Genomic DNA, 25,558 nt, shown 5'->3' with positions numbered 1-25,558 from the left:
GACGAGGCGCGATCAGCCCGATGACGGAAAGATGCCGGCGAAGCAGATGCAGTAGTTGCCCACGACCGTCGGCATGATGTTGTTGTGCGGCAAACTGTTGCCTGCAAGCGCGACGCCGGCCGCCATCGTCTCATACGGCGCGGCGTCTGCTGCCGGCGCGTACAGATTTCCGGCCGACGCCGTCGCCAGGTGAACGGTCGCACCCGGCGTCTGCGTTTCCGCCGTGACGGTCGACGACATCAGCGCGTGGCTATGCGCGGGCATCTCGTTCTCGATCAGGACGTGTCCGTCCTCTCCGGCGACCTCGCCGAGCACATAGAGCGGCAGAGCCGGTCCCTGCCCCTGGCCAATCGGCACCCGGCCGCGCAGATCGGGCGCATTGAAGGTCTGCACGCCATCGCCGCCATAGGTGGTGCCGATGATGGCATAGAGCGTATCGTATTGTGCGATCGCCAGGCTTTGTCCATTGCAGGCCAGCCAGCCATCCGGCACCCGTGGAAACCCGAACAGCCGGATTTCGCCGATAAAGGGGTCTGACATCGCCGAAGTCCCTTTCAAGTATCGATTGCAAATCAATGTCGGGAACGTGTCGCCTCTCACGAAGCGCAGTTCGGGAAAGCTCAATCATGGAAGCGGTTTGCTGGAGCTGAACGCTTCGCGGTCGAAGTCTCAGTCGCGAGACGGAAAGACGCCGTTGAGCGCAATCATGTAGTTGATGACCAGGTACGGCTGCATGTTGTTATGAGCTTGATTGCCGCCTTCGCTGAGGACATTCGTGCCCGGCGCCAGCGGCACCTCGCCGCTGCCTGCGGTCACGAAAATAGACTTTGGGCCGGCTGGCGGAATGGTGTTGGTGCCGAACAGATTGTTGGTCGCCGAAGCGCCTCGTCCGGCTCCCTGCGCTGTCGATGCCAAAACGATGTGGTTGTGGCTTGGAAGCTGCTGTGCGTTCAGGGTCACCGAAACCGTGCCGCTGGTCATGCCGGCAGGAAAGTTGCCGCTGCCGCCGGTGGATCCGAGAATCGCACGGCCGCGCAAGTCGGGCAGCGCGAACGTCCTGACGCCATCACCACCGTAGTAGGTCCCGAGCAATGAAAACAGCGCCTGATTGGTCTGGATTGCCAGGAGCGCGCCGTTGCACAGCGCCCACCCTCTCGGCACCGTCGTGCCGGCAAAGGGCATGATCTGACCCAGGATGGGCTGTAACGGCATGCTCCCCCCTCTTCCATCAGGCGATGGATCGCCATTTCATTGAAGCGCGGAATATCGACGCGCGATGGGTCAAAAACGCAGTGCGTCACGACGCATATGCTCGCAAAGATTGTTAGTGGGCGGAACCGGCACAGTCAAGCCCGCACGCGCAATCATCACGAGCAACAACTTCTGGCGGTGTCGCTCGCGCAGCGAGCGCCGCTGAGTTGGCTGCCACGCAACCGGCGCTGCTGCGGGAGGGCGCGGCGGGCCCAGGCGGTTCCACCACACACTGCCCTGTTGCTGAGCTGCAACTGACGGTCGCAAAGTGCTCGCGATGGCTGGGTTTTGCCGGGAACAATCGTCTGCCTGCTTGCTCGCCGCGCACCGTCACGGCCTAATGCACGCAAACGACCTAATACACACGATAACAGTCGAATTTTTTATCAAAGAATTTGCAGCGGCATCGTCCAGCTCGAGGACGGGCCGCGAGGGGGCGTTGTGAATCTCACTGCCGGGATCTGGATGGTGGTCCGTGCCATGGGGTACGCATTCGCCCACGCTTTCGGCTTCTCGCTCGACAGACCGCCGGCACGCCCGTCCTCCCCCATGCGACAGCCTCTGCCTCCCGGCCCGGCAAAGCCGGCGCGCGGCGCTACGCCGTCGTCTCGGCAGTGGTCTCGGCAGTCGTGGGCCTCGTATCCTTTGCTGCAAGTGACGCCTGGGCTGCCAATTGCACGGCAGTGTCCGCATTGACGGTGTCGACGAGCATTCAGCTGAACTCGCAGATCACATTCAGCGTCAATGGCGCCACCGGTCCCGGCGCGACGCTCGTGCCGAAAACGGGCACACAATACAATCGAATCGCCAACAGCGGCCTGTACAATGCGTGCGGAACTGACACAAATACTGGTTTCCCGATTACAGGGGCCGGATCCGACACGTCCGCATCGATCGCTGGTTCGAATGGGGGCGTCTACACGATCACGCCGATAGAGACGATTGATCCCAATAACGGCAATGCCTACTACGTAACTTATAATCTGACGATGACGACGGCGCCGCCGACGACCTCCGACACGATCATTCTGAACTATTCGTCGACGACTGATGTTGGCACTGGCACGTTCGGCACCACCGATAGTGGCCTGACCATCTCGCTCTCGAACGTCACGCCCAGCCTCTCCGTCACCGCATTGTCACCGAGTTCCGGCCCGACCGCGGGCGGCAACTCGGTCGTCATCACCGGCACTGGATTCACGGGGACCACCGGCGCCGGCGGCGTGAAGTTCGGTTCGAACAATGCGACGAGCTACGTGGTCAACTCCAACACCCAGATCACGGCGGTCGCGCCGGCCGGGTCGGCGGGCACCGTCAATGTGACGGTCACCAATGGCGCGCCATCCCAGGCGGCGGCGGCGAATCAATACACCTATGTGGCCGCGCCCACGGTATCGTCGATCGCGCCGACATCGGGCCCCGGCTCCGGCGGTACATCTGTCGTCATCACCGGCACCGGCTTCACCGGCGCGACCGCGGTCAATTTCGGCGCCACGTCTGCGACCGGATTCACGGTCAACTCGGCCACCCAGATCACCGCGACGTCGCCGGCCGGCACCGGCACCGTCGATGTGACCGTCACCACTGTGGGCGGAACATCGGCCACGTCTGCCGCCGATCAGTTCACCTACATTCCCGCACCGACCGTGACCTCGATCTCGCCGACCTCGGGTCCTGGTGCTGGCGGCACCTCGGTGACGATCACCGGCACCGGCTTCAGCGGGGTGACCGCGGTCAATTTCGGCGCGACGCCTGCCACCGGCTTCACGGTCAACTCCGCCACCTCGATCACCGCGACCTCGCCAGCGGGGAGCGGTACCGTCGACGTTCGCGTCACGACCGCCGGCGGCGCCTCGGCCACTTCGGCTTCGGATCAATTCACCTATGTCGCCGCGCCGACCGTCACCTCGATCTCGCCGACAGCGGGTCCAGTCGCCGGCGGTACGACGGTGACCGTCACAGGCACGAACTTCACCGGGGCCACCGCGGTCAATTTCGGTGCCACGGCTGCCACCGGCTTCACGGTCAATTCGGCAACCTCGATCACCGCGACATCGCCGGCCGGCACCGGCACGGTGGACGTCATAGTGACCATTCCGATAGGCGGCACCTCGGCCACTTCGGCGTCGGATCAATTCACCTATGTTGCCGTGCCGACCGTGACCTCGATCTCGCCGACGGCAGGCCCGACGGCCGGCGCCACCACGGTGACGATCACCGGCACCGGCTTCACCGGCGTGACTGCAGTCAATTTCGGAGCGACGCCTGCCACCGGCTTCACGGTCAATTCCGCCACCTCGATGAGCGCAACATCGCCGGGCGGCACCGGCACTGTCGACGTGACCGTCACGACCGCTGGCGGAACGTCGGCCACCAGTGCCGCTGATCAATTCACCTACGTTGCCGCACCGACCGTGACCTCGATCTCGCCGACATCGGGCCCTGGTGCAGGCGGCACCTCGGTGACGATCACCGGCACTGGCCTCAGCGGCGCAACGGCAGTGAATTTCGGCGCCACGCCGGCGACCGGCTTCACAGTCAACTCGGCGACCTCGATCACCGCGACCTCGCCGGCCGGCACCGGCACCGTCGACGTGCGCGTCACCACTGCCGGCGGCACCTCGGCGACCTCGGCGGCCGACCAGTTCACCTACATCCCCGCACCGACCGTCACCTCGATCTCGCCGACGTCAGGCCCGGCGGCCGGCGGCACCACGGTGACCATCACAGGCACGAACTTCAGCGGCGCCACCGCTGTCAATTTCGGCGCCGCGCCTGCAACCGGCTTCACGGTCAACTCGGCCACCTCGATCACCGCGACCTCGCCGGCCGGCACCGGCACCGCCGACATCAGGGTCACCACTGCAGGCGGGACCTCGGCGACTTCGGCGGCCGACCAGTTCACCTATATCGGCCCGCCGACCGTGACCTCGCTTTCGCCGACATCCGGGCCTGTCGCCGGCGGCACCTCGGTGACCATCACCGGCACCAGTTTCACAGGGGCGACCGCGGTCAATTTCGGCGCCACACCGGCGACCGGCTTCACGGTCAATTCGGCCACCTCGATCACGGCGACCTCACCGGCGGGGACCGGCACCGTCGACGTCCGCGTGACCACCCCGAGCGGCACCTCGGCGACGTCGGCCGCCGACCAGTTTACCTACTCGCCGGTACCGACCGTGACGTCGATCGCGCCGACCGCCGGGCCGTTGGCGGGGGGCACGTCCGTGACCATCACCGGCACCGGCTTCACCGGCGCCACGGCGGTGAATTTCGGTGCGACGCCGGCAACCGGCTTTACGGTCAACTCCGCCACCTCGATCACCGCGACCGCGCCGGCCGGCACCGGCACCGTCGACGTCAGGGTGACCACCGCTGGCGGCACTTCGGCCACCTCTGCGTCGGATCAATTCACCTATACGACAGCTCCGACAGTCACCTCGATCTCCCCGACCTCCGGACCTGGGATCGGCGGCACCTCGGTCACCATCACCGGCACCGGCTTCACGGGGGCGACCGCGGTGAATTTCGGCGCCACCGCCGCGACCGGCTTCACGGTCAACTCGGCCACCTCGATCACCGCGACATCGCCAGCGGGGACCGGTACGGTCGACGTCAGGGTCACCACCGCCGGCGGCACCTCGCCGACCTCGGCGGCTGACCAGTTCACCTATATCGGCGCGCCCACCGTGACATCGATCTCGCCGACGTCAGGCCCCGCGGCCGGCGGCACCACGGTGACCATCACCGGCACCGGCTTCGCCGGCACCACCGGTGCGGGAGGCGTGAAGTTCGGCGCCGTCAATGCGGCGAGCTACACCGTCAATTCCGCGACCTCGATTACGGCCACCTCGCCCCCCGGCACCGGGGCGGTCGATGTGACCGTGACCAACAACGGGCAGACGTCCGCGACCTCAGTCGCGGACCGGTTCACCTATTTGTCGGCGACGACGCAGACAACCCTGAGCTCGTCGCAGAACCCGAGCCAGGGCGGTCAACCCGTGACGTTCACGGCAACGGTCACAGGGTCGGGTGGAACGCCGACGGGCACGGTGACGTTCAGCGACAACGGCACACCGATCGGAACAGCGACGCTGAGCGGCGGCGTTGCGGCCTTCACCACATCCGCGCTGGCGGTCGGCAGCCACACCATCATCGCAAGCTATACCGGCAGCCCAACCTTTGCGGCGAGCACCTCACCCGGCCTTGCGCAGACCGTGAACGTTCCGCTCGACAGCGTCAGGCTTCGCGCGTTGCAGCTCAACGTCACCAAGATGGTGGCGCAGAACTCAGGCCAGGCCATTTCCGGGGCGATCGACGATGCCATCGCTGATGGCTTCAACGATGGCGGCGCGTTCGTGACGCCCAGCAACGGCCGCATGCGCTTCAATTTCTCGGCTGACCCGCGGGACCAGGACGACGCCGCGGCGGTCCCGAGCTCGGCCAATTCGGGCAGCAGCGCCTTTACAGACCGTGGCGGAAACCCCGGCCCGGGCGGCAGATCCGCCCGTGGCCGGTCGCGCATCGACAATGCCTTCGCAGCGATCGACCAGCAGACGCCGGAGAAGGCGTTGCCAAAATGGCACGAGGACAAGCAGTGGCTGCTCTGGGCCGATGTGCGTGGCACCAACATCGACCGTTGGAGCACGACCAGCGCGTTCGGTGTCACTCAGGCAAGCCAAACCTCGCTCTACGGCCAGCAGATCAACGCGCTGATGGGGTTGACCTACAAGGCGACGCCGAATGTCCTGATCGGCGTGCTCGGCGGGTATGAGACCTTCAGCTATACCGAGCAGGATATCAACGGGAAGCTCAAGGGAGACGGCTGGACGGTTGGCGCCTATCTCGGCTGGAAGATCTTGCCGACACTCCGCTACGATGCGACGGTCGCCTATTCCGGCATTGGCTATAACGGCACGGCCGGGACGGCGCAGGGCAATTTCAACGGCGAGCGCTGGATGGCGTCGACGGGACTGACGGGCATGTACAAGGCCTATGGCTTCCTGCTCGAGCCCTCGGCCAAGGTCTACGCGCTGTGGGAGCACCAGAATGCCTATACCGATTCGCTCGGCACCCGGCAGGTCACCAATGACTTCGCCAGCGGCCGCGCCTCCGGTGGCCTGAGAGCCGCCTACCCGGTGGCCTGGTTCGACAGCGGCATCGTGCTGACGCCGTTCGTCGGTATGTATGGCGACTATTACTTCAACAAGGAGGATGCCAACACGCTCGCCAACGGCGGCACCGGTCTGGCCTCGACCCCGCTGCTGCAGGGCTGGTCGGCGCGCGCCACGGGCGGTCTCGGCATCAGGACTCAGGGCGGCGCCAGCGTCGGGCTCGGCGCCGAGTTGGGCGGCATCGGCAGCACCACCCGCGTCTGGACCTACTCGGCGAGAGCGCGCGTGCCGTTCTCGGCCCAATAAAGCTTTGCTGATCGCCGGAATCAAAACCGCCCCGGCATGGGGCGGTTCACGTGAACAAGCCGTGCTTGGCGGAGTTCAGTACAGCCCGCGGCCGCTCATGATGTCGCGCGCCTCGTTGGCGCCGTCGTTCGGCTCTGCCCTGCCCTGCGAGACGTAGCGGCCGTCCTGGTCGTAGGACACAGCGCGCGGGTTCTCGAGGTTGCGGCCCCGCGTCCTGCTGGACGCCGACATTTCCGAGGTCGCGCCGATCGAGGCGAGATCAGCCGAGCCGTTGCCGAGCGTATAGGGGCGCCCTTCGGGAAGCGGGATCTCGCCGCGAATCGGACGGCCTGTGCCCATCTCGGGCACGAACGGCCTGGCCGAGGCGACGCGCACCAGGGACGGTGCCGGCGCCGGGATGCCCGTGCGCAAGGTCGCCGTCAACTGGACGTCGTCGGAGCCCTCCAGCGGGGCGCGGCCGACATACTCCACCCGCACCTTGGCGATACCGTTGCCCTTGAACTCGAGCAGATCGGCCGCCTTGTTGGAGACGTCGATCAGCCGGTTGCCGTGGTATGGCCCGCGATCATTGATGCGGACAATGAGCGATTTGCCGTTGGCGAGATTGGTGACGCGGGCGTAGCTCGGCAGCGGCAATGTCGGATGGGCGGCCGTCAGCGACGTCATGTCGAAGACCTCGCCATTGGCAGTCAGGCGGCCGTGAAAATCATCGCCATACCAGGACGCCATGCCCTCGGCGCGGTAGTTGGCGTCCTCCTCCGGGACGTAGGTCTTGCCGGCCACGGTGTAGGGCTTGCCGATGCGGTAGACGCCGCCGCCCTTCGGCACCGGCTCGCCGAATCCGACGACGCGCGGGCTCGACGACACGCCGTATTTCGGATCGACCTTGCTGGCGAACTTGTTGGACGAGGCGCAGTTCGCGACCATCAGGCAGGCGAGGACGGCGACGGCACTGCGCACCGCTCTCTCGACCGGATCTGTTTGACCAATCCCCATCGACCCCAATTACCAATGTGCCGGTCGCAGCCGGGCCATCCCATCAGCCCCGCGCGCCGCGCGCTTGTCCCCGCGAGTCGCGTCCCCCGCAACTCAACGCACAAGGATAACGCAACCCGAACACGGCGGAAATGGGGTAGGCCCCGCCGTGGTTAACCGGAGCTTTCCGGAGGACGATAGACGCCTAAGCGTGCGCTCCGCCCCGCCTCCTCGTTGCGAGTGCACCTTTTTGGACACATATGTTGCGTGAAATCCTCACTTGAGAGTGTTCTCATTTCCCGGGACCTGAATCATTTTGACTGTGCAGGGCTGCACGTCGTTTGCTTCACGTGGGGCGCAACAGGGTGTGTTCGCTATGATCGAAGCAATGACGGCAGTGATGGGCTTGGTTGGCGCCGGGATCTTCCTTGCTCATGCGTTTGAAGGGGTCCGCTCGCGGGCCTGATTCCGGACGGATCGGACAGCCGACGTCATGGTCGGCTCTCGTCCGCTTCAAAGATTTCGTCCGCTTCAAGAACGACACTTCAGGAACATCCCTGAAGCCGGCAGTTTCGACCAACAGATCTTTCAGACCGCTCTTCGTCCGGTCCTCCGCTTCTTCCGATCGACGTGAGGTCGGACCGGCAGCCCAGCTGTAGAAGGTGGCCCATGCGATACCCATACCTACGACGTCAAGACGTTGGACGTCCGGACTTGCTTTCGAGTAGCTTTCTCGCCCTGGCAGCGCTGAGCACGGCAGTGTTGTGCTCGGGTCTGATGGTTTTCGCACTCCGCTAAGCCGCGGGCTTTGAGCTGATGCCGTTCGGGCAGGCGTGAATGCGCCGTTGACGAGCCGCAAGCCAGCACCCTAAACAAGGATCGCGTCGCTACCGCGCCGTCAGGGCGCGGGTATCGCCGTTCCGGAGACGATGCCGGATGGAAGGGTGGCCGAGTGGTTTAAGGCACCGGTCTTGAAAACCGGCGTGCCCGCAAGGGTACCGTGGGTTCGAATCCCACCCCTTCCGCCAAGTCTCCTTCCACGTCCCCGAACTTGCCGCTGATCCCCGATCCGATGGATCGGCTGGCCGCGCACAACGCTGGCGAGCGCGCCCGCAGCCCCCCTGCTCAGAGCTGCGCGTCCGGTCAACGACCAGGGTGCGCGCCATGGCTTGCCTGCGGCGCGCGGTGGCCGTTCACGGCGCCGGCGGTCTCGGAGGGCACGCCGACCCGCTCCATCAGTTCGCGAACGTCGCGGATGCGGTTGTCGAGAAGGCCGTGCATCTCGCTGAGCGTCCAACGCAGCTCATCCAGCGCGCCCGGCGCCGCGTCGGGAAAATGCGAGAGATGATAGACCATCTCGTTGAGGACCTGCCGCAGCCCGTACAGGTCGTCATGGGCGAGCTTCTGGACATCGAGCTGGCCGAGCAACCGCTGCACGAAGCTGCGCCGATCGGGCGGCACATGGCGCAGATCGACGAACCGGTTGACGTGGAAGGCTCGCGGCGCCTCGGCACTGCCGGCCGCTTGGGCCAGCGCGAGGCGCACGTTGTCCGCGTTGAGATCCTCGGTATCGACGGAGAGCGTGTTCGGGAACAGGCTCTTGTAGCGTTCGATCAAGGCGTGGGTCCTGTCGTAGTACCAGCCGAACTTGTCGGCCAGCGACAGATCCATCCATTGCTGCCTCGACATCTCTCCGAAGTGGAAAGCGGTCGGACGCTTGCGACGCGCGGCCGGCGAATCGGCGTAGTAGAGGTGGTTCTGCGGCGACAGCTCGGCATTCTCCACCAGGCTTGCGATGCACGCCGCCCGGTCGCGCCGGCGCAGATGCACCAGCGTGACCTGATCGCCGAGGAGCTCGGCGATGATCGGCAGCACGGCCGCGTAGCCGTTGCCGACGACGCAAGCATGGGGGCAATCGAGGATCGTCTGACGAATCTGATCCGCGAAGCTGGGATCGTTGGTTTCCTTGAGCTGGCAGAACAGCTCATTGAGCTCGCTCGACGCCCATTCGTGCACGGCCCTGTCGCCGTTGCCCTGGTTGTCGAACACCTCCTGCATCATCCGCGTCAGCGACGTCGTGCCGTCCCGGCCGGTGCCGACGCACAGCACCCGCAGCGTGGAAGGTGGAGAATTCCTCAGGGCCGCGTCGCGGCCATTGCCGGAGGGGCGCGTCGCTCCATTGTCCGAGACCACGGCCAGGCGCTTACGCGCCAGCCGGCGAAGCTCCGCGGACGCCGCCTCCCACTCCAGCCTGTAGCCGTCGCGCTCGTCGCGCAGGCGGCCCATGATCACGCCCCTCTCTTCGGTGATGCGCCTGTACCGCTCGGACTCATCCTTCGCAGCGACCAACTCCGCTTGCAGCGCATCGACGAAGCGTTTCACGTCCGCATCGAGGCGGCTTTCGGTGCTGGCGGTGCCAATCCCCAATCGGTTCTCGATCCACCGGCGCAGTCGCACTCTCGACAACAATAATCCTCCAAGACATCGAGCCGAACGGCCTGCTGATCGTCTGCCGCCCGATCGCTGCTGCGATTCAGCACGCCTGCGAAGGCCGCCCTGCCGGCTCCGACTCTCCATGTAATACAATTGCAATGTACATCAAACCTGCATCGCAATTCGGTTGCAGAGGCAGCGATGGTGGCCGGCACGTTGCGCGAGCCGCGCCCGCTCGTGCCCGATAAATGTGCATGCCGCGGAGCCTGCTTTCTCCCGACCATGCCGTCAACGCGACCAATTGCCATTCTTAGGGTATTAATGTACCGTGACGCAGCGCGACCGCGATGGGTTATGCGTCACGGCATGCCGCAGGCGCCGCTGCTGCCAACGGCGCAGCCCCGACGACGCCAGCTCCGTTGAGCTAGTCCAGTCCGCGCTCGCGACTCAGGCGCACCATCTCGTCGATGAAGATCTGCTTCTGCTTGTCGTCGAGGCTGGTGAACAGCGGTTCGGACGTGTCGGCCACCGCGCGCTGGTCGGCGGCACGATCGACCAGGAACTGAGCCTCGTTGCGCATCTGCTCGACGATGTCATCCGGCGGATCGCGCTTCGACCGCGCGATGCGCAGCTCGAGTCGATCCGCGCCGTTGCGGCCGAGCGCGTGCATCGCGTCGGCGAACGGACCCCAGTTCTTCGCCTGCTCTTCCGTCAGGCTCAGCCCGGTCTTCAGGCGCTCGATATTGCTGTCGCTGTTGGCGACGATCTGTTCGGCCGTGAGTTGCGGGACGCCCGGCTGCGTCAACATCGGCGTCGCCTTGGCGACCTTGCTCGTCTTCGTCGCCTTGGAAGGCTTCGCCTTCCTGCCCTCGGCCGGCGGTGCCTCGGGCTGCGTACTCTGCTGGCCGCTGTTGCCGGTGAACGCCCCGGTCACGCCGGTGACCACGCCGACGACACCGCCGATCGCGCCGCCGAGCACACCGCCGACCGGCCCCGCCGCCTTGTTGCCTTCGCGCGCGCCCTGCTCGACGCCCTTGAACAGGCCCTGCGCGCCAAGCTGACGCGGCAGGCCCGCGAGGCCGATGAGGCCTATTGACACTCCTATTGCGATGCACCGGAGAGACCGGCGCCAAATGCCGGCGGGGCTCGTCATCATCAGTTCAGGCTCCGTGCAACACGTCCGACCGTCGCGCGCAGTCGCTGGTCGTGACGGCCATGATTCCAACGAATTCTATCGTTGCCGCAACGCGCAAGTCCATCGGCCGCATGCAGTGCGATGCATCGAACGCGTTCGGCTAGACTGATTCCTGCTCTGCTTCCTGCTCTGCCGGGGACGCGCCTTGCACTGCAGCGCTCAGCGCTGCGATGCAATCAGTTACGGACCTGCGACGAATTGTGCCCGCCATTAGTTCAAGGATTCGCCTCACCTGCTTTCTCGACAGCCGCTCGCAATTCTGCTCTGATTGCACCCAAGCGAAATCCATGCGCGCATGACGCGACGCAACAACTAACAAATCGGATTCGCATTGACAGAATGCTTGGCTCACCAGGGAGGGAACGCCATGTCACGGAGGAAGCTGAACCGTCGACAATTCGTTGCTGCGACCGCTGCCACCTCGGCGGTCATGATTGCCGCGCCCTATGTGCGCGGTGCCTACGCCGCCGGCAAGCTCTCGATAGGCTTCTGGGACCATTGGGTTCCGGGCGCCAACCAGGCCTCGACCGATCTCGTCAACGAGTGGGCCGCCAAGGAGAAGGTCGAGGTCCAGATCGACTACATCACCAGCCAGGGCAAGAAGATCGAGCTGACGATCGCCGCCGAGGGCGCCGCGAAGTCCGGCCACGATCTGATCGCTATGCCGACCTGGTGGCCGCATGCGCATGCCGAACTGCTGGAGCCGGTCAACGACATCATGGGGCCGATCATCCAGGAGAATGGCGAGGTCAACGGCACCGTCAAATATCTCGGACAGTCCGGCGGCAAATGGCTCGCCGTGCCGGCCTGCGTCGGCAGTCAGATCAAGGGCCCCTGCACCCGCATCGATCTCATGAAGAAGCATGCGGGCATCGACGTGCAGGAGCTGTATCCGGCCGGCTCTCCACCGAAGGCCGACAGCTGGACCACAGAGACCTTCCTGAAAGCGGCGGAGGCCTGCCAGAAGGCTGGCGTGCCGTTCGGCATCGGGCTCGGCGAAACCACCGATAGCGTGGACTCCGCCGGCGCGTTCTTCCAGGCGTATGGCGCCGAGCTGGTGAATGCCAAGGGCGATGTCACGGTGAAGACGGATGCCGTGCGCCAGGCGCTCGAGTTCTACAAGCGGCTGATCGCGGCACTGCCGCCGGATGTCGCCTCATGGGACGACGCATCGAACAACAAATGGCTGGTCTCGGGCAAGGGCGCGATGATCATGAATCCGCCGAGCGCCTGGGCGGTGGCCAAGCGCGACGCGCCGCAGATTGCCGAGCAGTGCTGGACCCACGGCTTCCCGGTCGGCCCCAAGGGCCGCTTCGCGCCGTTCCTGCCCTACTTCTGGAGCATCTGGTCGTTCTCCAAGAACAAGGAGGCGGCCAAGAGCCTGATCGTGCACTTGTCGAAGCCGTCATCGATCGAGAAGATGGTGGTGGCGAGCGGCGGCTACGATCTGCCGGCCTATCAGAAGCTGACGACGCTCAAGGTGTGGCAGGAGGAGGGCCCGCCGAAGGGGACGCTCTATCACTATCCCAACCCCTATAATCACCAGACGCTGTCGATCGCAGCCTCCCCTGCTCCGCCCAAGATCGCGCAGCAGATCTATGCGCAGGCAACGATGACCAAGATGTGCCTGCGCTACGCCCAGGGCGAGAAGATGGAATCGACCCTCGCCTGGGCCGAAGGCGAGTGCGAAGGCTTCATGCGCAGCTGAGGCATGTTGAAGCAACGCCGGCGGTCCGCTTCAGCAGGCGGGCCGCCTCCTTTCACCTTGTCAGTGTTCCCCATCCAGTGAGGACCCCGCCGTCGCGGGGGACATCACGAGGAGCCTTTTTTCATGGTTGATGCCGCCATCGGTGAAAACGCCGTCGCCCGCCCTCGCGCGGCCCGCCGCAATGGTCTGCACAGGGCGTTGAAGCGGAAATCGACCGCCGCTTTCCTGATGACGCTGCCGCTGATCCTGCTGATCGTGCTCCTCGTCGTTTATCCCGCCCTGTATTCGGTGCATCTGGCGACGCTGAACAAGTCGATGCAGCGCTTCGTCGGTTTCGGCAATTTCGAGTTCCTGTTCAAGCGCGACACGTTCTGGCTGGTCGTCAAGCAGTCCTGCATCTTCGCGATCACCGCCGTCGTGTTCAAGGCGCTGATCGGCTTCATCGTCGCGCATTTCGTGCACAACATCCCCGCCAAGGGGCAGCGCAAATGGCGCGGCATGCTGCTGGTACCCTGGGTGATCCCGCCGGCGATGAGCACGCTGGCGTGGCTGTGGCTGTTCGACCCGTCCTACAGCGCCTTCAACTACACGCTCGCCTTCTTCGGCATCGGCCCGATCCCGTGGACCGGCGACGCCGCCTGGGCGCGGTTCTCGGTGATCCTGGTCAACATCTGGTACGGCGCGCCGTTCTTCATGATCATGTACCTGGCATCGCTGAAATCCGTCCCGGAGCAGCTCTACGAAGCCGCAGCGATCGACGGCGCCAATTGGTGGCAGCGCATCTGGTACGTGACGCTGCCGATGATGCGCAACATCATCGCCATCACGACGCTGTTCTCGCTGATCGTGACGTTCGCCAATTTCGACATCGTCCGCATCCTCACCGCCGGCGGCCCGCTCGACAAGACGCACATCTTCGCGACCTGGGCGTTCCGCGTCGGCATCGAGGGCAGCGACATTCCGCTCGGCGCCAGCGTCTCGCTGTTCATGGTGCCGATCCTGGCGGTGGCCGCCATCTTCATCCTGCGCGACGTCAACAAGCGGGGGAACGAATCCTGATGAGCACCGTCACGATCGACAAGGCCGGCCCGACCCGCAACGTCAAATATGGCTCGATGAGCCGCGACCGCGCCTGGGCGCTGCGCTGGTCGTATTTCTTCCTGACGCTGTTCGCGATCTTCTCGCTGGTGCCGCCGCTCTACATGCTGATCACCTCGCTGAAGGGCAGCGCGGAGATCTCCGCGGCGACCAATCCGTGGTGGGTATTCCACCCGACGCTGGAGAACTATCTCGAGCTGCTGACCTCGAACCAGTTCATGCGCTTCTTCTTCAACTCGGCCATGGTCTCGATCGTCGTCGTGATCATCACCATGCTGATCAGCATCCCCGCGGCGTTCGCGCTGTCGCGGATGAAATTCTGGGGCTCGGCCACGCTCGCGACCGGCGTGTTCCTGACTTACCTGATTCCGGACAGCCTGCTGTTCATCCCGCTGTTCAAGATGTTCGCACTGATCGGCGACGTCACGGGCATCCAATTGATCAACCGCTGGTACGTGCTGCTGTTCATCTATCCGACGCTGACGGTGCCGTTCTGCACCTGGATCATGATCGGCTATTTCGCGTCGATCCCGAAGGAGCTCGACGAAGCCGCCATCATCGACGGCGCCTCCTGGCTGCAGACGCTGACGCGGATCTTCATTCCCGTCGCCCTGCCCGGCCTGATCGCCGCGACGATCTTTGCCTTCACCGTCTCCTGGGCGCAGTTCCTGTATCCGCTGGTGTTCACGACCTCGACCGACCAACTGGTGCTGCCGGTCGGCATCGTCACGAGCCTGATCAAGGGCGACGTCTTCAACTGGGGACAGATCATGACCGGCGCGCTGCTTGGCGCGGCGCCGCCGCTGATCATCTACGCGTTCCTGATGGACTATTACATTGCCGGACTCACGGCCGGCGCGACCAAGGGCTGATGACGGGGGTTGACCACACATGGCTGAAGTGAGCTTGCGCAAGGTCGTGAAGCGTTATGACGACGTCGAGGCGGTCAGGGGCATCGATCTCGATATCGCCGACCACGAGTTCGTCGTGCTGGTCGGCCCGTCCGGCTGCGGCAAGTCGACGACATTGCGGATGATCGCAGGGCTAGAGGACATCTCCGACGGAGACATCACCATCGGCGGCGACGTCGTCAACGACGTCCCCCCGAAGGACCGCGACATCGCGATGGTGTTCCAGAACTACGCGCTCTACCCGCACATGACGGTGGCCGAGAACATGTCGTTCGGGCTGCGCCTGAAGCACTATCCGAAGGCCGAGATCAAGAGCCGCGTGGCGGAGGCCGCGCGCATGCTGGATATCGCCGACCTCGTCGACCGCAAGCCCAAGCAGCTCTCCGGCGGCCAGCGCCAGCGCGTGGCGATGGGCCGTGCGATCGTGCGCAATCCCAAGGTCTTCCTGTTCGACGAGCCGCTGTCAAACCTCGACGCCAAGCTGCGCGTGCAGATGCGCATCGAGATCAAGAAGGTGCACCAGAAGGTCCGCACCACGACGGTCTACGTCACCCACGACCAGGTCGAGGCGATGACCCTGGCCGACCGTGTCGTGGTCATGAACAAGGGCCGCATCGAGCAGATCGGCACGCCGAACGAGCTGTACCACAATCCAGCGACACGCTTCGTCGCCGGCTTCATCGGCTCGCCCGCGATGAACTTCGTGCCGTGCCGGCTCGAGGAGGCCAATGGCCGGCTCCACATCCGCCTCACCGACCGCATCACCTTTCCGCTGCCGCCGGCGCGCGCCGCGCGCTATCAGTCCGTGTCACGAAATGAGCCGCTGCTGCTCGGCATCAGGCCGGAGCACATCACCGAGACCAAGCCGCATGCGGAGCCTGGGATTGAGCCGTTCGAGGCGCTGCTCGACGTCACCGAGCCGATGGGCATGGAGACGCTGGTCTACTTCACCCTCAACGAGACGCCGGTCTGCGGGCGGGTGAACCCCAACGCCGGCGCGCGGGATGGCAGCCCTCTGCGCATGGCAATGGACCTCAACAACATGCACCTGCTAAACGAGGCGACCGGGCTCGTGATCTGACGAGCACAAGAAGCTTCAAGGGCAGGATATGACCACCAGGACGGCAACCAACAAGAACAAGATCCTCGTCACGGAATCCTTCTCGGCCAAGGGACGCGCGCTGCTCGCGGCGCGCGACGACGTCGAGATGATCGAGTTCCCCAACATGATCTCGGCGGCGGACTTTTCTGCGCTGCTCACCTCCCATGCCCCGGTGCATGGCGTCGCCCTCGGTGCGACCCGGTTCGGCGAGCCGGAGCTCGTCGCTGCCGGCGACATGAAGGTCGTGACCCGGATCGGCGTCGGCTTCGACGCGGTCGACGTGCCGGCGCTGAGCCGCCACAAGGTGCCCTTGATGGTCGCGGGCACCGCGAATTCGCCGTCGGTCGCCGAGCAAGCGCTGTTCATGATGCTGACGCTGGCCAAGCGCGCCAACGAGATGCATGCGATGGTCAGGGACGGCACCTGGGGCGCGCGGCTCGGCGTGCTGCCGTTCGATCTCTACGGCAAGACCGTGCTGATCATCGGCTTCGGCCGCATCGGCACCCGCACCGCCAAGCGCTGCCTGGCGATGGAGATGCACGTCCTGGTCTACGACCCGTACAAGCCCGCCGCCGATATCACCGCCGCCGGCTGCGAGCCGGTGACCGACCTCGACGCCGCGCTGCCGCGCGCCGATTTCGTCAGCATCCACTGCCCGAAGACGCCGGAGACCATCGGCCTGTTCAATGCAGCGCGTCTGCGGCTGATGAAGCCGTCCGCCTATCTGATCAACACCGCGCGCGGTGGCCTGATCGACGAGGCCGCGCTGTACGACGCGCTGGTGTCCGGCCGCCTCGCCGGCGCCGGCCTCGACGTGTTCGAGCAGGAGCCGCCGCCGGTCGGCCACGCGCTGCATGCGCTGCCCAACGTGATCATGGCGCCGCACGTCGCCGGCGTCACCCGCGAGGCCGTCGACCGCATGAGCGAGCAGACCGCGCGCAACATCCTGAGTGTGCTCGACGGCGATCCGATCCGGCAGAACGTGATCAATCAGGACGTGCTCTGAGTCGCGAGCTGGTACCGTCCTCGGACTGACCCATGCTCAATTCTCACGAATAATCATGGCCGGGCTCCGTCCCGGCCATCCATTTTTGGAGAACGGGCCGGCTGAGTCGAGCGTCCTCCTGCACTCCTCGAGATCCTCATCCACCGCTTTGTTGCCCAAATTTGAACGCATTATTGCATCTCGCCCAGATTTCGCTACAACTATAACTATTGGCGTCGGCGTTTGCGCGCGTCAGTAGGAACAGAGGCGATCATGAGTGTTGCGACGGAGCACGCGCTCGCAACGATAGCGAGCATCCTCGACAAGCCGGAGTCTGCGAAGCGTGACGACCGGGCGGCCGCGCCTGCTCCCAACTCTCCCGCCAAGAAAGCCGCAGGCACGGTGGTGTCGTTCGATCAGGCCGACGGCTACACCAAGATCGGGCCCGGCCCGATCTCTGCAATCCGCTTCCGCTGGACCGCGCGGCGCGGCGAAGACGGCTACTACGTCGACGAGACCGTCGGGCCGACCTCGATCGCCGTCAGCAGCGGCCCGATGACGGCCGAAGCCGCCGTCGACATGGTCGACACCCGTGCGCACGAGGCGGCAGAGCGCTTCGAGGCGCTGAAGAACGAGATGACCGGCAAGGGTGCGTTTGCTCCGGTAGGACCCGGCCGGACCTAGCGCTCCGTCGCCCCGCATCGTTGAACGATGCGCGGCATCGCCTGGTGGACCAGCATCGACCGCCGGCGGCGGCCGTGAGCCGCTCCGAACGGTACGACAGCCGCCTCTGCCCCTCGTCCCGCGACACCGCTTCGTATAAGAAGAACCTCGTCCCACTCAAGCCGAGGTGTCGCATCATGGGGTTCTTCGATCGTCCGCTGTCCGTTCTGACTGGGCTCGTCCTCGTCTGCAGCCTTGCCGTCCCGGCGGCCGCCGAGCAGGCCTCGCGCCTCGACGAGATCATGCAGCGCGGTAGCTTGCGGGTCGGCATGACCGGCGACTACAAGCCCTTCACCTATCTCGACAAGGCGACCGGCAAATTCTCCGGCTTCGACGTCGACATGGCCGAGTCGCTCGGCAAGGCGCTCGGCGTCAAGGTCGAGTTCGTGCCGACCAGCTGGCCGCAACTGATGAAGGATTTCGAGGCCGACAAGTTCGACGTCGCCATGGGCGGCGTGTCGATCACGCTCGACCGCCAGAAGAAGGGCTACTTCTCGACCGCGATCATGCGCGAGGGCAAGACGCCGATCGCTCGCTGCTCGGACACGTCGAAATACCAGACGCTGGCCGACATCGACAGACCGGGCACCCGCGTCGTCGTCAACCCCGGCGGCACCAACGAGCGCTTCGCCCGCGCCAACGTCAAGGCCGCCGACATCCGCGTCCACACCGACAACGTCACGATCTTCGAGGAGATCGCCAAGGGCGACGCCGACCTGATGATGACCGATGCCTCCGAGACGCGCTATCAGCAGAAGCTGCATCCCGGCGTGCTCTGCGCCGTCCACCCCGACAAGCCGTTCGACTTCTCCGAGAAGGCCTACTGGCTGCAGCGCGATGTCGCGCTGAAGGCGTTCATGGATCAGTGGCTGCATATCTCCACGGAGAACGGCAGCTACCAGGCGATCTACAAGAACTGGTTTGATTGACGTTGGCATTTGCCCCCGGGGGACTCCTGTCGGAACCATCGCTTCAGACCGGGCGCGCGCCAGCGTGGCAGGAATTCACCGGACTTTCGCTCGTCATGCCCGGCTCGCCCGGGCATTCACCCCGGCTTGCGGAATCTACCCCATGGGGGTATATCGTGGTCGATGACGTCGACCCTGGCAGCCATCGCGTCCGCGATGGCGCAGTTTGACCCGTCTCAAGGACTGCCCCCAGAAGCGCAGTAGGGTATGCTGCGGCCAAGGCAAACTCGGATCCTGATGCGGCTTGTTCGGACCATCCTGGCGTTCGCGATCGCCCTCTCGCTGGCGATGCTGCCGATTGGCGCATCGACGGTGGCGGTCGCAATGTCGTCGAACGACATGCAGGCAAGCATGGCCATGGGCGATGGCGCCGACATGTCGATGGACGAGTGCTGTCCTGACGACATGAAGGGAACGATTTCCCCGTCACACGGCGACAAATGCGGGATGGGTTTCTGCTGCGCCGGCGGAACGGTTGCCCTCGGCGATATCAGGACCATCGTCGTCGCTCCACTCGCCATCGCGGCGACCACGCTGGCACTTCCCGCCGACCAGGTGGCCTCCCTCGATAGCGGCAGTCCTCCTTTCCGACCTCCTCGAGTCTGATCTCGTTACCGACGCGCGCGTGCCTGCGCGCCGACCGCTGACGTGCGCGCCATCGGCGCCACGGCCGAGATTCATTGATGAGGACAGGACCATGCTTTCCAGACTTAGCATCGCGGCGTTCGCCGCCACCCTTTCGCTTGCCACATCAGCCGCCTTGGCAGGCGTGACTGACTACACGTTCGAGCCGGTCACTCCGGAGATGAAGAAGGGCGACGATGTCACGGTCGCCATTCGTCTGACCAACAAGCAGACCGGCAAGCCGGTCGCCGACGCGGTCATCTTCAAGACGCGCGTCGACATGGCCCCCGACGGGATGGCCGACATGGTGTCGGACGTGGCGCCGCTGCCGTCGAAGGAACCGGGCGTCTACGCCTTCAAGACCGACCTGCCGATGGCCGGGCGCTACCAGGTCACGCTGTCCGCCAAGGTGCAGGGCGAGCCTGAGACGGTCACCGGCAAGGTCATCGTCAAGGCGACGAAGTGAGCTCGCGGGGCGCTCCCGACGAGCGCCCCAGTCTCCCAACGGATAGTGCGCGCCCAGCGCGCCTCACGGTGATGCCATGAACACGTTGCGTCTGCTCGCGACCATTGCGGTCGGTGCTGGCCTCGGCTTGGGTGGGCTCGTATCCATCCAGACCACGCCTCCGTCGTTTCGCGCCCCTCTTGCCGCCGCCGCGGCGGATCGGATGCCGCTGTACTATCGCGACCCAGGCGGTGCCCCCGCTTGGTCGGCGACCCCCAGGAAGGACGATCGCGGGCGCGACTATCTGCCCGTCTATGACGACGATCAAGCGGCGCCGGAGCCGGCCAAGCCGAAGCAGCAGGCGGACCCCTCACGCAAGATTCTCTACTACCGCAATCCGATGGGCCTGCCGGACACGTCTCCCACTCCGAAGAAGGACCCGATGGGAATGGACTACGTTCCCGTCTACGACGGCGACGAGGCCGACGACGGCGTGGTGAAGCTGTCGCCCGGCAAGATCCAGCGCAGCGGCGTGAAGTCAACGCCGGTCGAGCGGCGCACGCTCCACGTCGCGGTGAAGGCGCCGGGCACCATCCAGCTCGACGAGCGGCGCATCTCCGTGATCGCGATGCGCGCCGAAAGCTTCGTGCAGAAGATCGCCGACGTGACGACCGGCACGCGCGTCAGAGCGGGCCAGCCGCTGATGGAGATCTATAGCTCGGCGATCGCGGCGGCCGCCGCCGAATATCTCTCCACCATCAATTCCAACATCGTCGGCGGCAATGCCGCCTATGGCCGCGGCTCGCGCCAGCGGCTGACCAATCTGGACGTGCCGGAGCCGGTCATCGCGGCCATGGAGAAGTCGCACGTCGCCCCCGTGACGGTGCAATGGTCGGCACCGCGCGACGGCATCGTGCTCGAGCGCAATGCGATCGAAGGCATGCGTGCCAATCCGGGCGACGTACTGTTCCGCATCGCCGATATCTCGCTGGTCTGGGCCCTCGTCGACGTCGCCGAACGCGACCTCGGCAGCATCGCGGTGGGTCAGCCCGTGATGATCCGCGCGCGCAGCTTCCCGGGGCGGACCTTCGCTGGCGCGATCGCGGTGATCTATCCCCAGGTGAACAAGGACACGCGGACGGCGCGGGTGCGGATCGAGCTCGCGAATCCGGACCTCGCGCTGCTGCCTGACATGTATGTCGATGCCGAGATCGAGACCGCAGCCCCGGCGCCGGTGCTGGCTGTGCCGGCGGAGGCCGTGCTCGACACCGGCAGCCGCCAGGCGGTCCTGATCGACAAGGGCGACGGCCGCTACGAGCCGCGCGCCGTCAAGCTCGGTCGCCACGGCGCTGGCTATGTCGAGGTGCGGGACGGTCTGTCGGAAGGCGAGGCGGTCGTCACGTCAGCCAACTTCCTGATCGATGCCGAGAGCAACCTCAAGGCCGCGTTGAAGAGCTTTGCCGAAGCAGCTGAACAGCAGCCCGCCAACGCCGATCACGCCGGGATGGGAGCGCACAAATGATCGCCCGCATCATCGCCTGGTCCGCGCGCAATCTCCTGCTGGTCCTGTTCGGCACCGGCTTCGCCGCAGCCGCCGGATTCTACGCGCTCATTCATCTGCCGCTCGACGCGATCCCCGATCTGTCGGACACACAGGTCATCGTCTACACCGAATATCCCGGTCAGGCGCCGCAGGTGATCGAGGATCAGGTCACCTATCCGCTGACCACGGCCATGCTCACGGTGCCGAAGTCGAAGGTCGTGCGCGGCTTCTCGTTCTTCGGTGTGTCGTTCGTCTACGTCATCTTCGAGGACGGCACCGACATCTATTGGGCACGCTCGCGCGTGATGGAATTCCTGAACAGCGCAGCGTCGCGGCTACCGGCGGGAATTGCACCCACGATCGGCCCCGACGCCACCGGCGTCGGCTGGGTCTATCAATACGCCGTCATGTCGAAGGAGCTGAACCTCGCCGACGCCCGCACGATCCAGGACTGGACCCTCAAATTCGCATTGGCCAAGGCCGAAGGTGTCGCCGAGGTCGCGAGCATCGGCGGCTTCGTCAAGCAGTACAACGTCGTTCTCGATCCGCAGCGGATGCGCGATCGCGGCGTCAGCATGCAGAAGATTCGCGACGCGATCCGTGCCAGCAATGCCGATGTCGGCGGCCGCACCGTCGAGCTCTCGGAGTTCGAATACGTCATCCGCGGCAAGGGCTACATCAAGAATATAAACGACCTCGGCAACATCGTGCTGAAGACGTCCGGCGGCACGCCGGTGCTGCTGCGCGACGTCGCAACCGTCGAGCTCGGTCCGGACGAGCGGCGCGGCATTGCCGAGCTCAACGGCGAGGGCGAAGTCGCCAGCGGTATCGTGCTGCAGCGCTTCGGCGTCAACGCGCTCGATGTCATCGAGAACGTCAAGAAGCGCTTGCATGAGATCGCGAGCAGTCTGCCAAAATCGGTCGAGATCGTTCCGGTCTACGACCGCTCGAACCTGATCTATGCCGCCATAGCCACGCTCAAGCACACCCTGCTCGAGGAGAGCATCGTCGTCGCCCTCGTTTGCGTCGTCTTCCTGCTGCACGTCCGCAGCGCCCTGGTCGCGATCCTGATGCTCCCGGTCGGCGTGCTCATGGCGTTCGGCGCGATGAAACTGCTCGGGCTCGGCTCGAACATCATGAGCCTGGGCGGCATCGCGATTGCGATCGGCGCCATGGTCGATGCCGCGATCGTCATGATCGAGAACGCCCACAAGCACCTCGAGCGGGCCAAGCCCGACCAATCGCGTGTTCAAATCCTGATCGACGCGGCCGCGGAGGTCGGCCCTGCCCTGTTCTTCAGCCTCCTGATCATCACCGTGTCGTTCATGCCGATCTTCACGCTGGAGTCGCAGGAAGGCCGGCTGTTCAGCCCGCTCGCCTTCACCAAGACGTTCTCGATGGCGGCGGCCGCGCTGCTGTCGGTCACGCTGGTGCCGGCGCTGATGGTGATCTTCGTGCGCGGCAGAATCATTCCCGAGCGCCGCAACGTCATCAACCGCTTGCTGATCTGGATCTACCGGCCCGTCATCAAGGGCGTGCTGCGGGCCAAGACGATCGTGATCCTCGCCGCGGTCGCGGTGCTCGCGATCTCCATCTGGCCGGCGCGCCAGCTCGGCACCGAGTTCATGCCCAGCTTGAACGAGGGCACGCTGCTCTATATGCCCACGACCCTGCCCGGCATCTCCGTGACCAAGGCCGCGGAGCTGATGCAGATGCAGGACCGCATCATCAAATCGTTCCCGGAGGTCGCTTCGGTCTACGGCAAGGCCGGGCGGGCGGCGACCGCAACCGATCCCGCGCCGATCGAGATGTTCGAGACGGTCGTCAACCTCACGCCGAGGGATCAATGGCGCCCTGGCGTCACGATCGACAGCCTGATCGCCGAGATGGACAAGGCGCTGCAATTCCCCGGCGTTTCCAACGCCTGGACGATGCCGATCAAGGCCCGCATCGACATGCTCTCGACCGGCATCCGCACGCCGATCGGCGTGAAGGTGATGGGCACTGATTTGACCGAGATCGATCGTCTGGCAAAGCAGATCGAACGGGTCATCAAGACCGTCCCCGGAACGTCCTCGGCCTATGCCGAGCGCGGCATCGGCGGCTACTACCTCGAGATCACACCCGACCGCGAGGCGCTCGCCCGTTACGGCCTGCTGGTCCAGGACGTCCAGGATACGATCGCGGCTGCGCTCGGCGGCCAGACGGTCACCACCACGGTGGAGGGCCGCCAGCGCTTCACGGTCAACATGAGGTATCCGCGCGATCTCCGCGACAATCCGAAGGCCATCGCCGACGATGTCCTGGTGCCGATGCCGGCCGGCGGCGCCGTGCCGCTCGGCGAGGTCGCCAGGATCGAGCCGGTCCGGGGACCCACCTCGATCCGGACCGAGAACGGACAGCTTGCAACTTACATCTATGTCGACATCCGCGATCGCGACATCGGCAGCTACGTCGCCGACGCGCAGCACGCCGTCACCGAGAACATCCAGTTTCCAGCCGGCACCTACGTGGTCTGGAGCGGCCAGTACGAATATCTCCAGCGGGCCGCTGCCCGCCTCAAGATCGTCGTCCCCGTGACGCTCTCCATCATCTTCCTGCTGCTCTATCTGAACTTCAGGGCCATGACGGAGACCCTGATCGTGATGCTGTCGCTGCCGTTCGCGCTGGTGGGCGGCATCTGGATGATGTGGTGGCTCGGCTTCAATCTATCGGTCGCCGTCGCGGTCGGCTTCATTGCACTCGCCGGCGTGGCCGCTGAGACCGGCGTCGTGATGCTGATCTATCTCGACCACGCGCTCGCCGAGATGAAAGCCAGGCGGGCCGCTGAGGGCGCGCCCTTGACCCGGCGCGATCTCCAGGACGCGATCATGGAGGGCGCCGTCGAGCGCGTCCGGCCGAAGATGATGACCGTGGTCGCCATCATGGCGGGTCTGCTTCCGATCATGTGGAGCAATGGTACGGGCTCCGAGATCATGCAGCGCATCGCCGTCCCCATGATCGGCGGCATGATCTCATCGACTCTGCTCACTCTGATCGTGATCCCCGCCATCTTCGGTCTGGTGAAAGGACGTGGCCTGTCATCCGGCAGCACAGCGGCGCGCGGCGCCTCTGGCGATGGATCGGAACCGGTGGCAGAGGCGGCTTGAGCCGAAGCTTCGAGACGGAGGTTAGGTCATCGCCCTGCCGCCAGGCTCGCTTGGACACGTCGACGGGACTTGCGGATCGCGCGCTCGCGGTGGCACGCGAGAACAGCCGTCTTCCAATATGCTGCCTTGGGGGAGCTGCGCGACCTGCGTTGCGCCGACAGCGCCATTGCCTCCCCTCGTCTGGCGCAGGACACGTGCTTGCCGAGTGATTACGCCCATTGCGGCACCCTCGGCATAGGTCTGCTGCCAGCTCATCGCGGCCGCGGAATTGGTCGTGCTCTCATTCGACGGACGATGGACGCCGCGCTTGCCTTCGGCCTCACGCGCATCGAGCTGACCGTGCGCGAGTAGAACATGAATGCGATCGCCTTAAGGACGTCGGCTTCCGAGCCGAAGGGCTGCAACGCAACGCCGTCCGCATCGACGGCCGCTATGAGAACGTGATCTCGACGGCGTTCGTGGTAGCGTGAGTGTAGCATAGTACGATGATTTCGCTGCTGTGGATGTCTCCGGAGAGCATAATCGCGGGGCTTATACAAGACGGCGGTCAGGGTCTCCATTGGGATACTGCGGATTCCGAGATGAGGCCGCAGCCGGAACCTGACATGGAATGTCCAGCAGGACGCAAAACGCAAAGTCCTGCAGTCATTTCAACGCGAAGACCCCTGTCCAGTCCTTGCGCTAAAAATATTCACCTTTCGTTTTTCCGGAAACTATGATTGACTGCCGCCATCCCACCTCAACGAGAGGGGCGTTGCGCGCGATCGTCTCGACACGCGAGGTGGGGAGGCGATGGCCGCGTTTTGCCGCAGCGTGCTTGCACGCGGACGAACGGCACGGCGCGGACGTGAAATCGCAGCGTCCTGACACCCCGATGCTGGTGTCCAGCGCAATGCGCGCAAGCGCATTGTCGCCATGGTGGCCAACAAGCCCGGCGCACCAGGGAGACTGCGTATAAGGTGCGCCGTGGAAAGGCGCGGTTCTTGAGAGGGTGAAAGTCCCTTCCGGCAAATGTCGTTCCAGCCGGT

19 protein-coding genes and 1 tRNA gene are annotated in these 25,558 nt (G+C 65.0%); 14 read left to right on the top strand and 6 right to left on the bottom strand.

Annotated features, from left to right (window positions below):
* Positions 1–12: 12 nt before the first annotated feature.
* Together QX126_RS06065 and QX126_RS06060 are read right to left on the bottom strand one after the other, a co-directional pair.
* A complete protein-coding gene (locus QX126_RS06065) occupies positions 13–540 on the bottom strand; it encodes a phage tail protein (protein WP_315779908.1) in 528 nt (175 codons plus the stop codon).
* 129 nt (positions 541–669) lie between these two features.
* On the bottom strand, positions 670–1,212 hold the full coding sequence (locus QX126_RS06060) for a phage tail protein (protein WP_315779906.1): 543 nt from the start codon (positions 1,210–1,212) through the stop codon (positions 670–672).
* Between the two features lie 1,028 nt (positions 1,213–2,240).
* Between QX126_RS06060 and QX126_RS06055 the strand changes: the two genes are divergently transcribed.
* On the top strand, positions 2,241–6,671 hold the full coding sequence (locus tag QX126_RS06055) for an IPT/TIG domain-containing protein (RefSeq protein WP_315779904.1): 4,431 nt from the start codon (positions 2,241–2,243) through the stop codon (positions 6,669–6,671).
* Between the two features lie 75 nt (positions 6,672–6,746).
* On the opposite strand, the gene QX126_RS06050 is transcribed toward QX126_RS06055, so the two are convergent.
* Positions 6,747–7,667, bottom strand: a complete 921-nt coding sequence (locus QX126_RS06050) for a septal ring lytic transglycosylase RlpA family protein (protein ID WP_315779903.1) — start codon at positions 7,665–7,667, stop codon at positions 6,747–6,749.
* 917 nt (positions 7,668–8,584) lie between these two features.
* On the opposite strand from QX126_RS06050, the gene QX126_RS06045 reads away from it, so the two are divergent.
* A tRNA-Ser gene (locus tag QX126_RS06045) sits at positions 8,585–8,674 on the top strand.
* A gap of 115 nt (positions 8,675–8,789) precedes the next feature.
* Here QX126_RS06045 and QX126_RS06040 read toward each other — a convergent pair.
* Positions 8,790–10,223 (bottom strand): hypothetical protein, encoded by a 1,434-nt coding sequence (locus QX126_RS06040; protein ID WP_315780307.1) that lies wholly within the window; start codon positions 10,221–10,223, stop codon positions 8,790–8,792.
* Between the two features lie 280 nt (positions 10,224–10,503).
* Complete coding sequence (locus QX126_RS06035; RefSeq protein ID WP_315780305.1) at positions 10,504–11,232, bottom strand: Spy/CpxP family protein refolding chaperone; 729 nt, start codon at positions 11,230–11,232, stop codon at positions 10,504–10,506.
* A gap of 409 nt (positions 11,233–11,641) precedes the next feature.
* Between QX126_RS06035 and QX126_RS06030 the strand changes: the two genes are divergently transcribed.
* The 12 genes from QX126_RS06030 (at position 11,642) to QX126_RS05975 (ending at position 24,881) form a co-directional block, all read left to right on the top strand.
* Positions 11,642–12,982 carry an ABC transporter substrate-binding protein gene (locus tag QX126_RS06030; RefSeq protein ID WP_315779901.1) on the top strand — a complete coding sequence of 447 codons (1,341 nt, stop codon included), beginning with the start codon at positions 11,642–11,644 and terminating at the stop codon, positions 12,980–12,982.
* Positions 12,983–13,105: 123 nt separating this feature from the next.
* Positions 13,106–14,041, top strand: coding sequence for a sugar ABC transporter permease (locus QX126_RS06025; RefSeq protein ID WP_315737945.1), 936 nt, complete (start codon positions 13,106–13,108; stop codon positions 14,039–14,041).
* The gene (locus tag QX126_RS06020; RefSeq protein WP_315737944.1) at positions 14,041–14,952 is read left to right on the top strand and encodes a carbohydrate ABC transporter permease; all 912 of its coding nucleotides are present in this window, start codon (positions 14,041–14,043) and stop codon (positions 14,950–14,952) included. The genes QX126_RS06025 and QX126_RS06020 overlap by 1 nt, the downstream gene beginning before the upstream one ends.
* 19 nt (positions 14,953–14,971) lie before the next feature.
* Positions 14,972–16,072, top strand: a complete 1,101-nt coding sequence (locus QX126_RS06015; protein WP_315779899.1) for a sn-glycerol-3-phosphate ABC transporter ATP-binding protein UgpC — start codon at positions 14,972–14,974, stop codon at positions 16,070–16,072.
* A gap of 28 nt (positions 16,073–16,100) precedes the next feature.
* A complete protein-coding gene (locus tag QX126_RS06010; protein WP_315779897.1) occupies positions 16,101–17,099 on the top strand; it encodes a hydroxyacid dehydrogenase in 999 nt (332 codons plus the stop codon).
* Between the two features lie 252 nt (positions 17,100–17,351).
* Positions 17,352–17,762 carry a hypothetical protein gene (locus QX126_RS06005; protein ID WP_315779895.1) on the top strand — a complete coding sequence of 137 codons (411 nt, stop codon included), beginning with the start codon at positions 17,352–17,354 and terminating at the stop codon, positions 17,760–17,762.
* A gap of 176 nt (positions 17,763–17,938) precedes the next feature.
* Complete coding sequence (locus tag QX126_RS06000) at positions 17,939–18,730, top strand: transporter substrate-binding domain-containing protein (RefSeq protein WP_315779893.1); 792 nt, start codon at positions 17,939–17,941, stop codon at positions 18,728–18,730.
* A gap of 276 nt (positions 18,731–19,006) precedes the next feature.
* The gene (locus QX126_RS05995) at positions 19,007–19,375 is read left to right on the top strand and encodes a hypothetical protein (protein ID WP_315780302.1); all 369 of its coding nucleotides are present in this window, start codon (positions 19,007–19,009) and stop codon (positions 19,373–19,375) included.
* Positions 19,376–19,466: 91 nt separating this feature from the next.
* Positions 19,467–19,859 (top strand): FixH family protein, encoded by a 393-nt coding sequence (locus QX126_RS05990; protein ID WP_315779891.1) that lies wholly within the window; start codon positions 19,467–19,469, stop codon positions 19,857–19,859.
* A gap of 76 nt (positions 19,860–19,935) precedes the next feature.
* Complete coding sequence (locus tag QX126_RS05985) at positions 19,936–21,360, top strand: efflux RND transporter periplasmic adaptor subunit (RefSeq protein WP_315779889.1); 1,425 nt, start codon at positions 19,936–19,938, stop codon at positions 21,358–21,360.
* Entirely contained in the window at positions 21,357–24,530 is a 3,174-nt protein-coding gene (locus tag QX126_RS05980) for an efflux RND transporter permease subunit (RefSeq protein ID WP_315779887.1), read from the top strand. Before QX126_RS05985 ends, QX126_RS05980 begins: the two co-directional genes overlap by 4 nt.
* Before the next feature lie 69 nt (positions 24,531–24,599).
* Entirely contained in the window at positions 24,600–24,881 is a 282-nt protein-coding gene (locus tag QX126_RS05975; RefSeq protein ID WP_315779885.1) for a GNAT family N-acetyltransferase, read from the top strand.
* 330 nt (positions 24,882–25,211) lie between these two features.
* Here QX126_RS05975 and QX126_RS05970 read toward each other — a convergent pair.
* On the bottom strand, positions 25,212–25,558 hold a 347-nt coding region (locus QX126_RS05970), incomplete at its 5' end, for a hypothetical protein (protein ID WP_315779883.1).

Origin of the sequence: Bradyrhizobium sp. SZCCHNPS1003 (genome assembly GCF_032381555.1) — a bacterium.
In the GTDB taxonomy this organism is placed as follows: Bacteria; Pseudomonadota; Alphaproteobacteria; order Rhizobiales; family Xanthobacteraceae; genus Bradyrhizobium.
Note: the sequence above shows the minus strand (reverse complement) of the source record. Positions and strands in the feature narration are given on the sequence as shown.

Coding starts and splice junctions, on each gene's coding strand:
- QX126_RS06065 (WP_315779908.1), bottom strand. CDS start 540: ATGTCAGACCCCTTTATCGGCGAAATCCGGCTGTTCGGGTTTCCACGG.
- QX126_RS06060 (WP_315779906.1), bottom strand. CDS start 1,212: ATGCCGTTACAGCCCATCCTGGGTCAGATCATGCCCTTTGCCGGCACG.
- QX126_RS06055 (WP_315779904.1), top strand. CDS start 2,241: ATGACGACGGCGCCGCCGACGACCTCCGACACGATCATTCTGAACTAT.
- QX126_RS06050 (WP_315779903.1), bottom strand. CDS start 7,667: ATGGGGATTGGTCAAACAGATCCGGTCGAGAGAGCGGTGCGCAGTGCC.
- QX126_RS06040 (WP_315780307.1), bottom strand. CDS start 10,223: ATGGAGAGTCGGAGCCGGCAGGGCGGCCTTCGCAGGCGTGCTGAATCG.
- QX126_RS06035 (WP_315780305.1), bottom strand. CDS start 11,232: ATGACGAGCCCCGCCGGCATTTGGCGCCGGTCTCTCCGGTGCATCGCA.
- QX126_RS06030 (WP_315779901.1), top strand. CDS start 11,642: ATGTCACGGAGGAAGCTGAACCGTCGACAATTCGTTGCTGCGACCGCT.
- QX126_RS06025 (WP_315737945.1), top strand. CDS start 13,106: ATGGTTGATGCCGCCATCGGTGAAAACGCCGTCGCCCGCCCTCGCGCG.
- QX126_RS06020 (WP_315737944.1), top strand. CDS start 14,041: ATGAGCACCGTCACGATCGACAAGGCCGGCCCGACCCGCAACGTCAAA.
- QX126_RS06015 (WP_315779899.1), top strand. CDS start 14,972: ATGGCTGAAGTGAGCTTGCGCAAGGTCGTGAAGCGTTATGACGACGTC.
- QX126_RS06010 (WP_315779897.1), top strand. CDS start 16,101: ATGACCACCAGGACGGCAACCAACAAGAACAAGATCCTCGTCACGGAA.
- QX126_RS06005 (WP_315779895.1), top strand. CDS start 17,352: ATGAGTGTTGCGACGGAGCACGCGCTCGCAACGATAGCGAGCATCCTC.
- QX126_RS06000 (WP_315779893.1), top strand. CDS start 17,939: ATGGGGTTCTTCGATCGTCCGCTGTCCGTTCTGACTGGGCTCGTCCTC.
- QX126_RS05995 (WP_315780302.1), top strand. CDS start 19,007: ATGCGGCTTGTTCGGACCATCCTGGCGTTCGCGATCGCCCTCTCGCTG.
- QX126_RS05990 (WP_315779891.1), top strand. CDS start 19,467: ATGCTTTCCAGACTTAGCATCGCGGCGTTCGCCGCCACCCTTTCGCTT.
- QX126_RS05985 (WP_315779889.1), top strand. CDS start 19,936: ATGAACACGTTGCGTCTGCTCGCGACCATTGCGGTCGGTGCTGGCCTC.
- QX126_RS05980 (WP_315779887.1), top strand. CDS start 21,357: ATGATCGCCCGCATCATCGCCTGGTCCGCGCGCAATCTCCTGCTGGTC.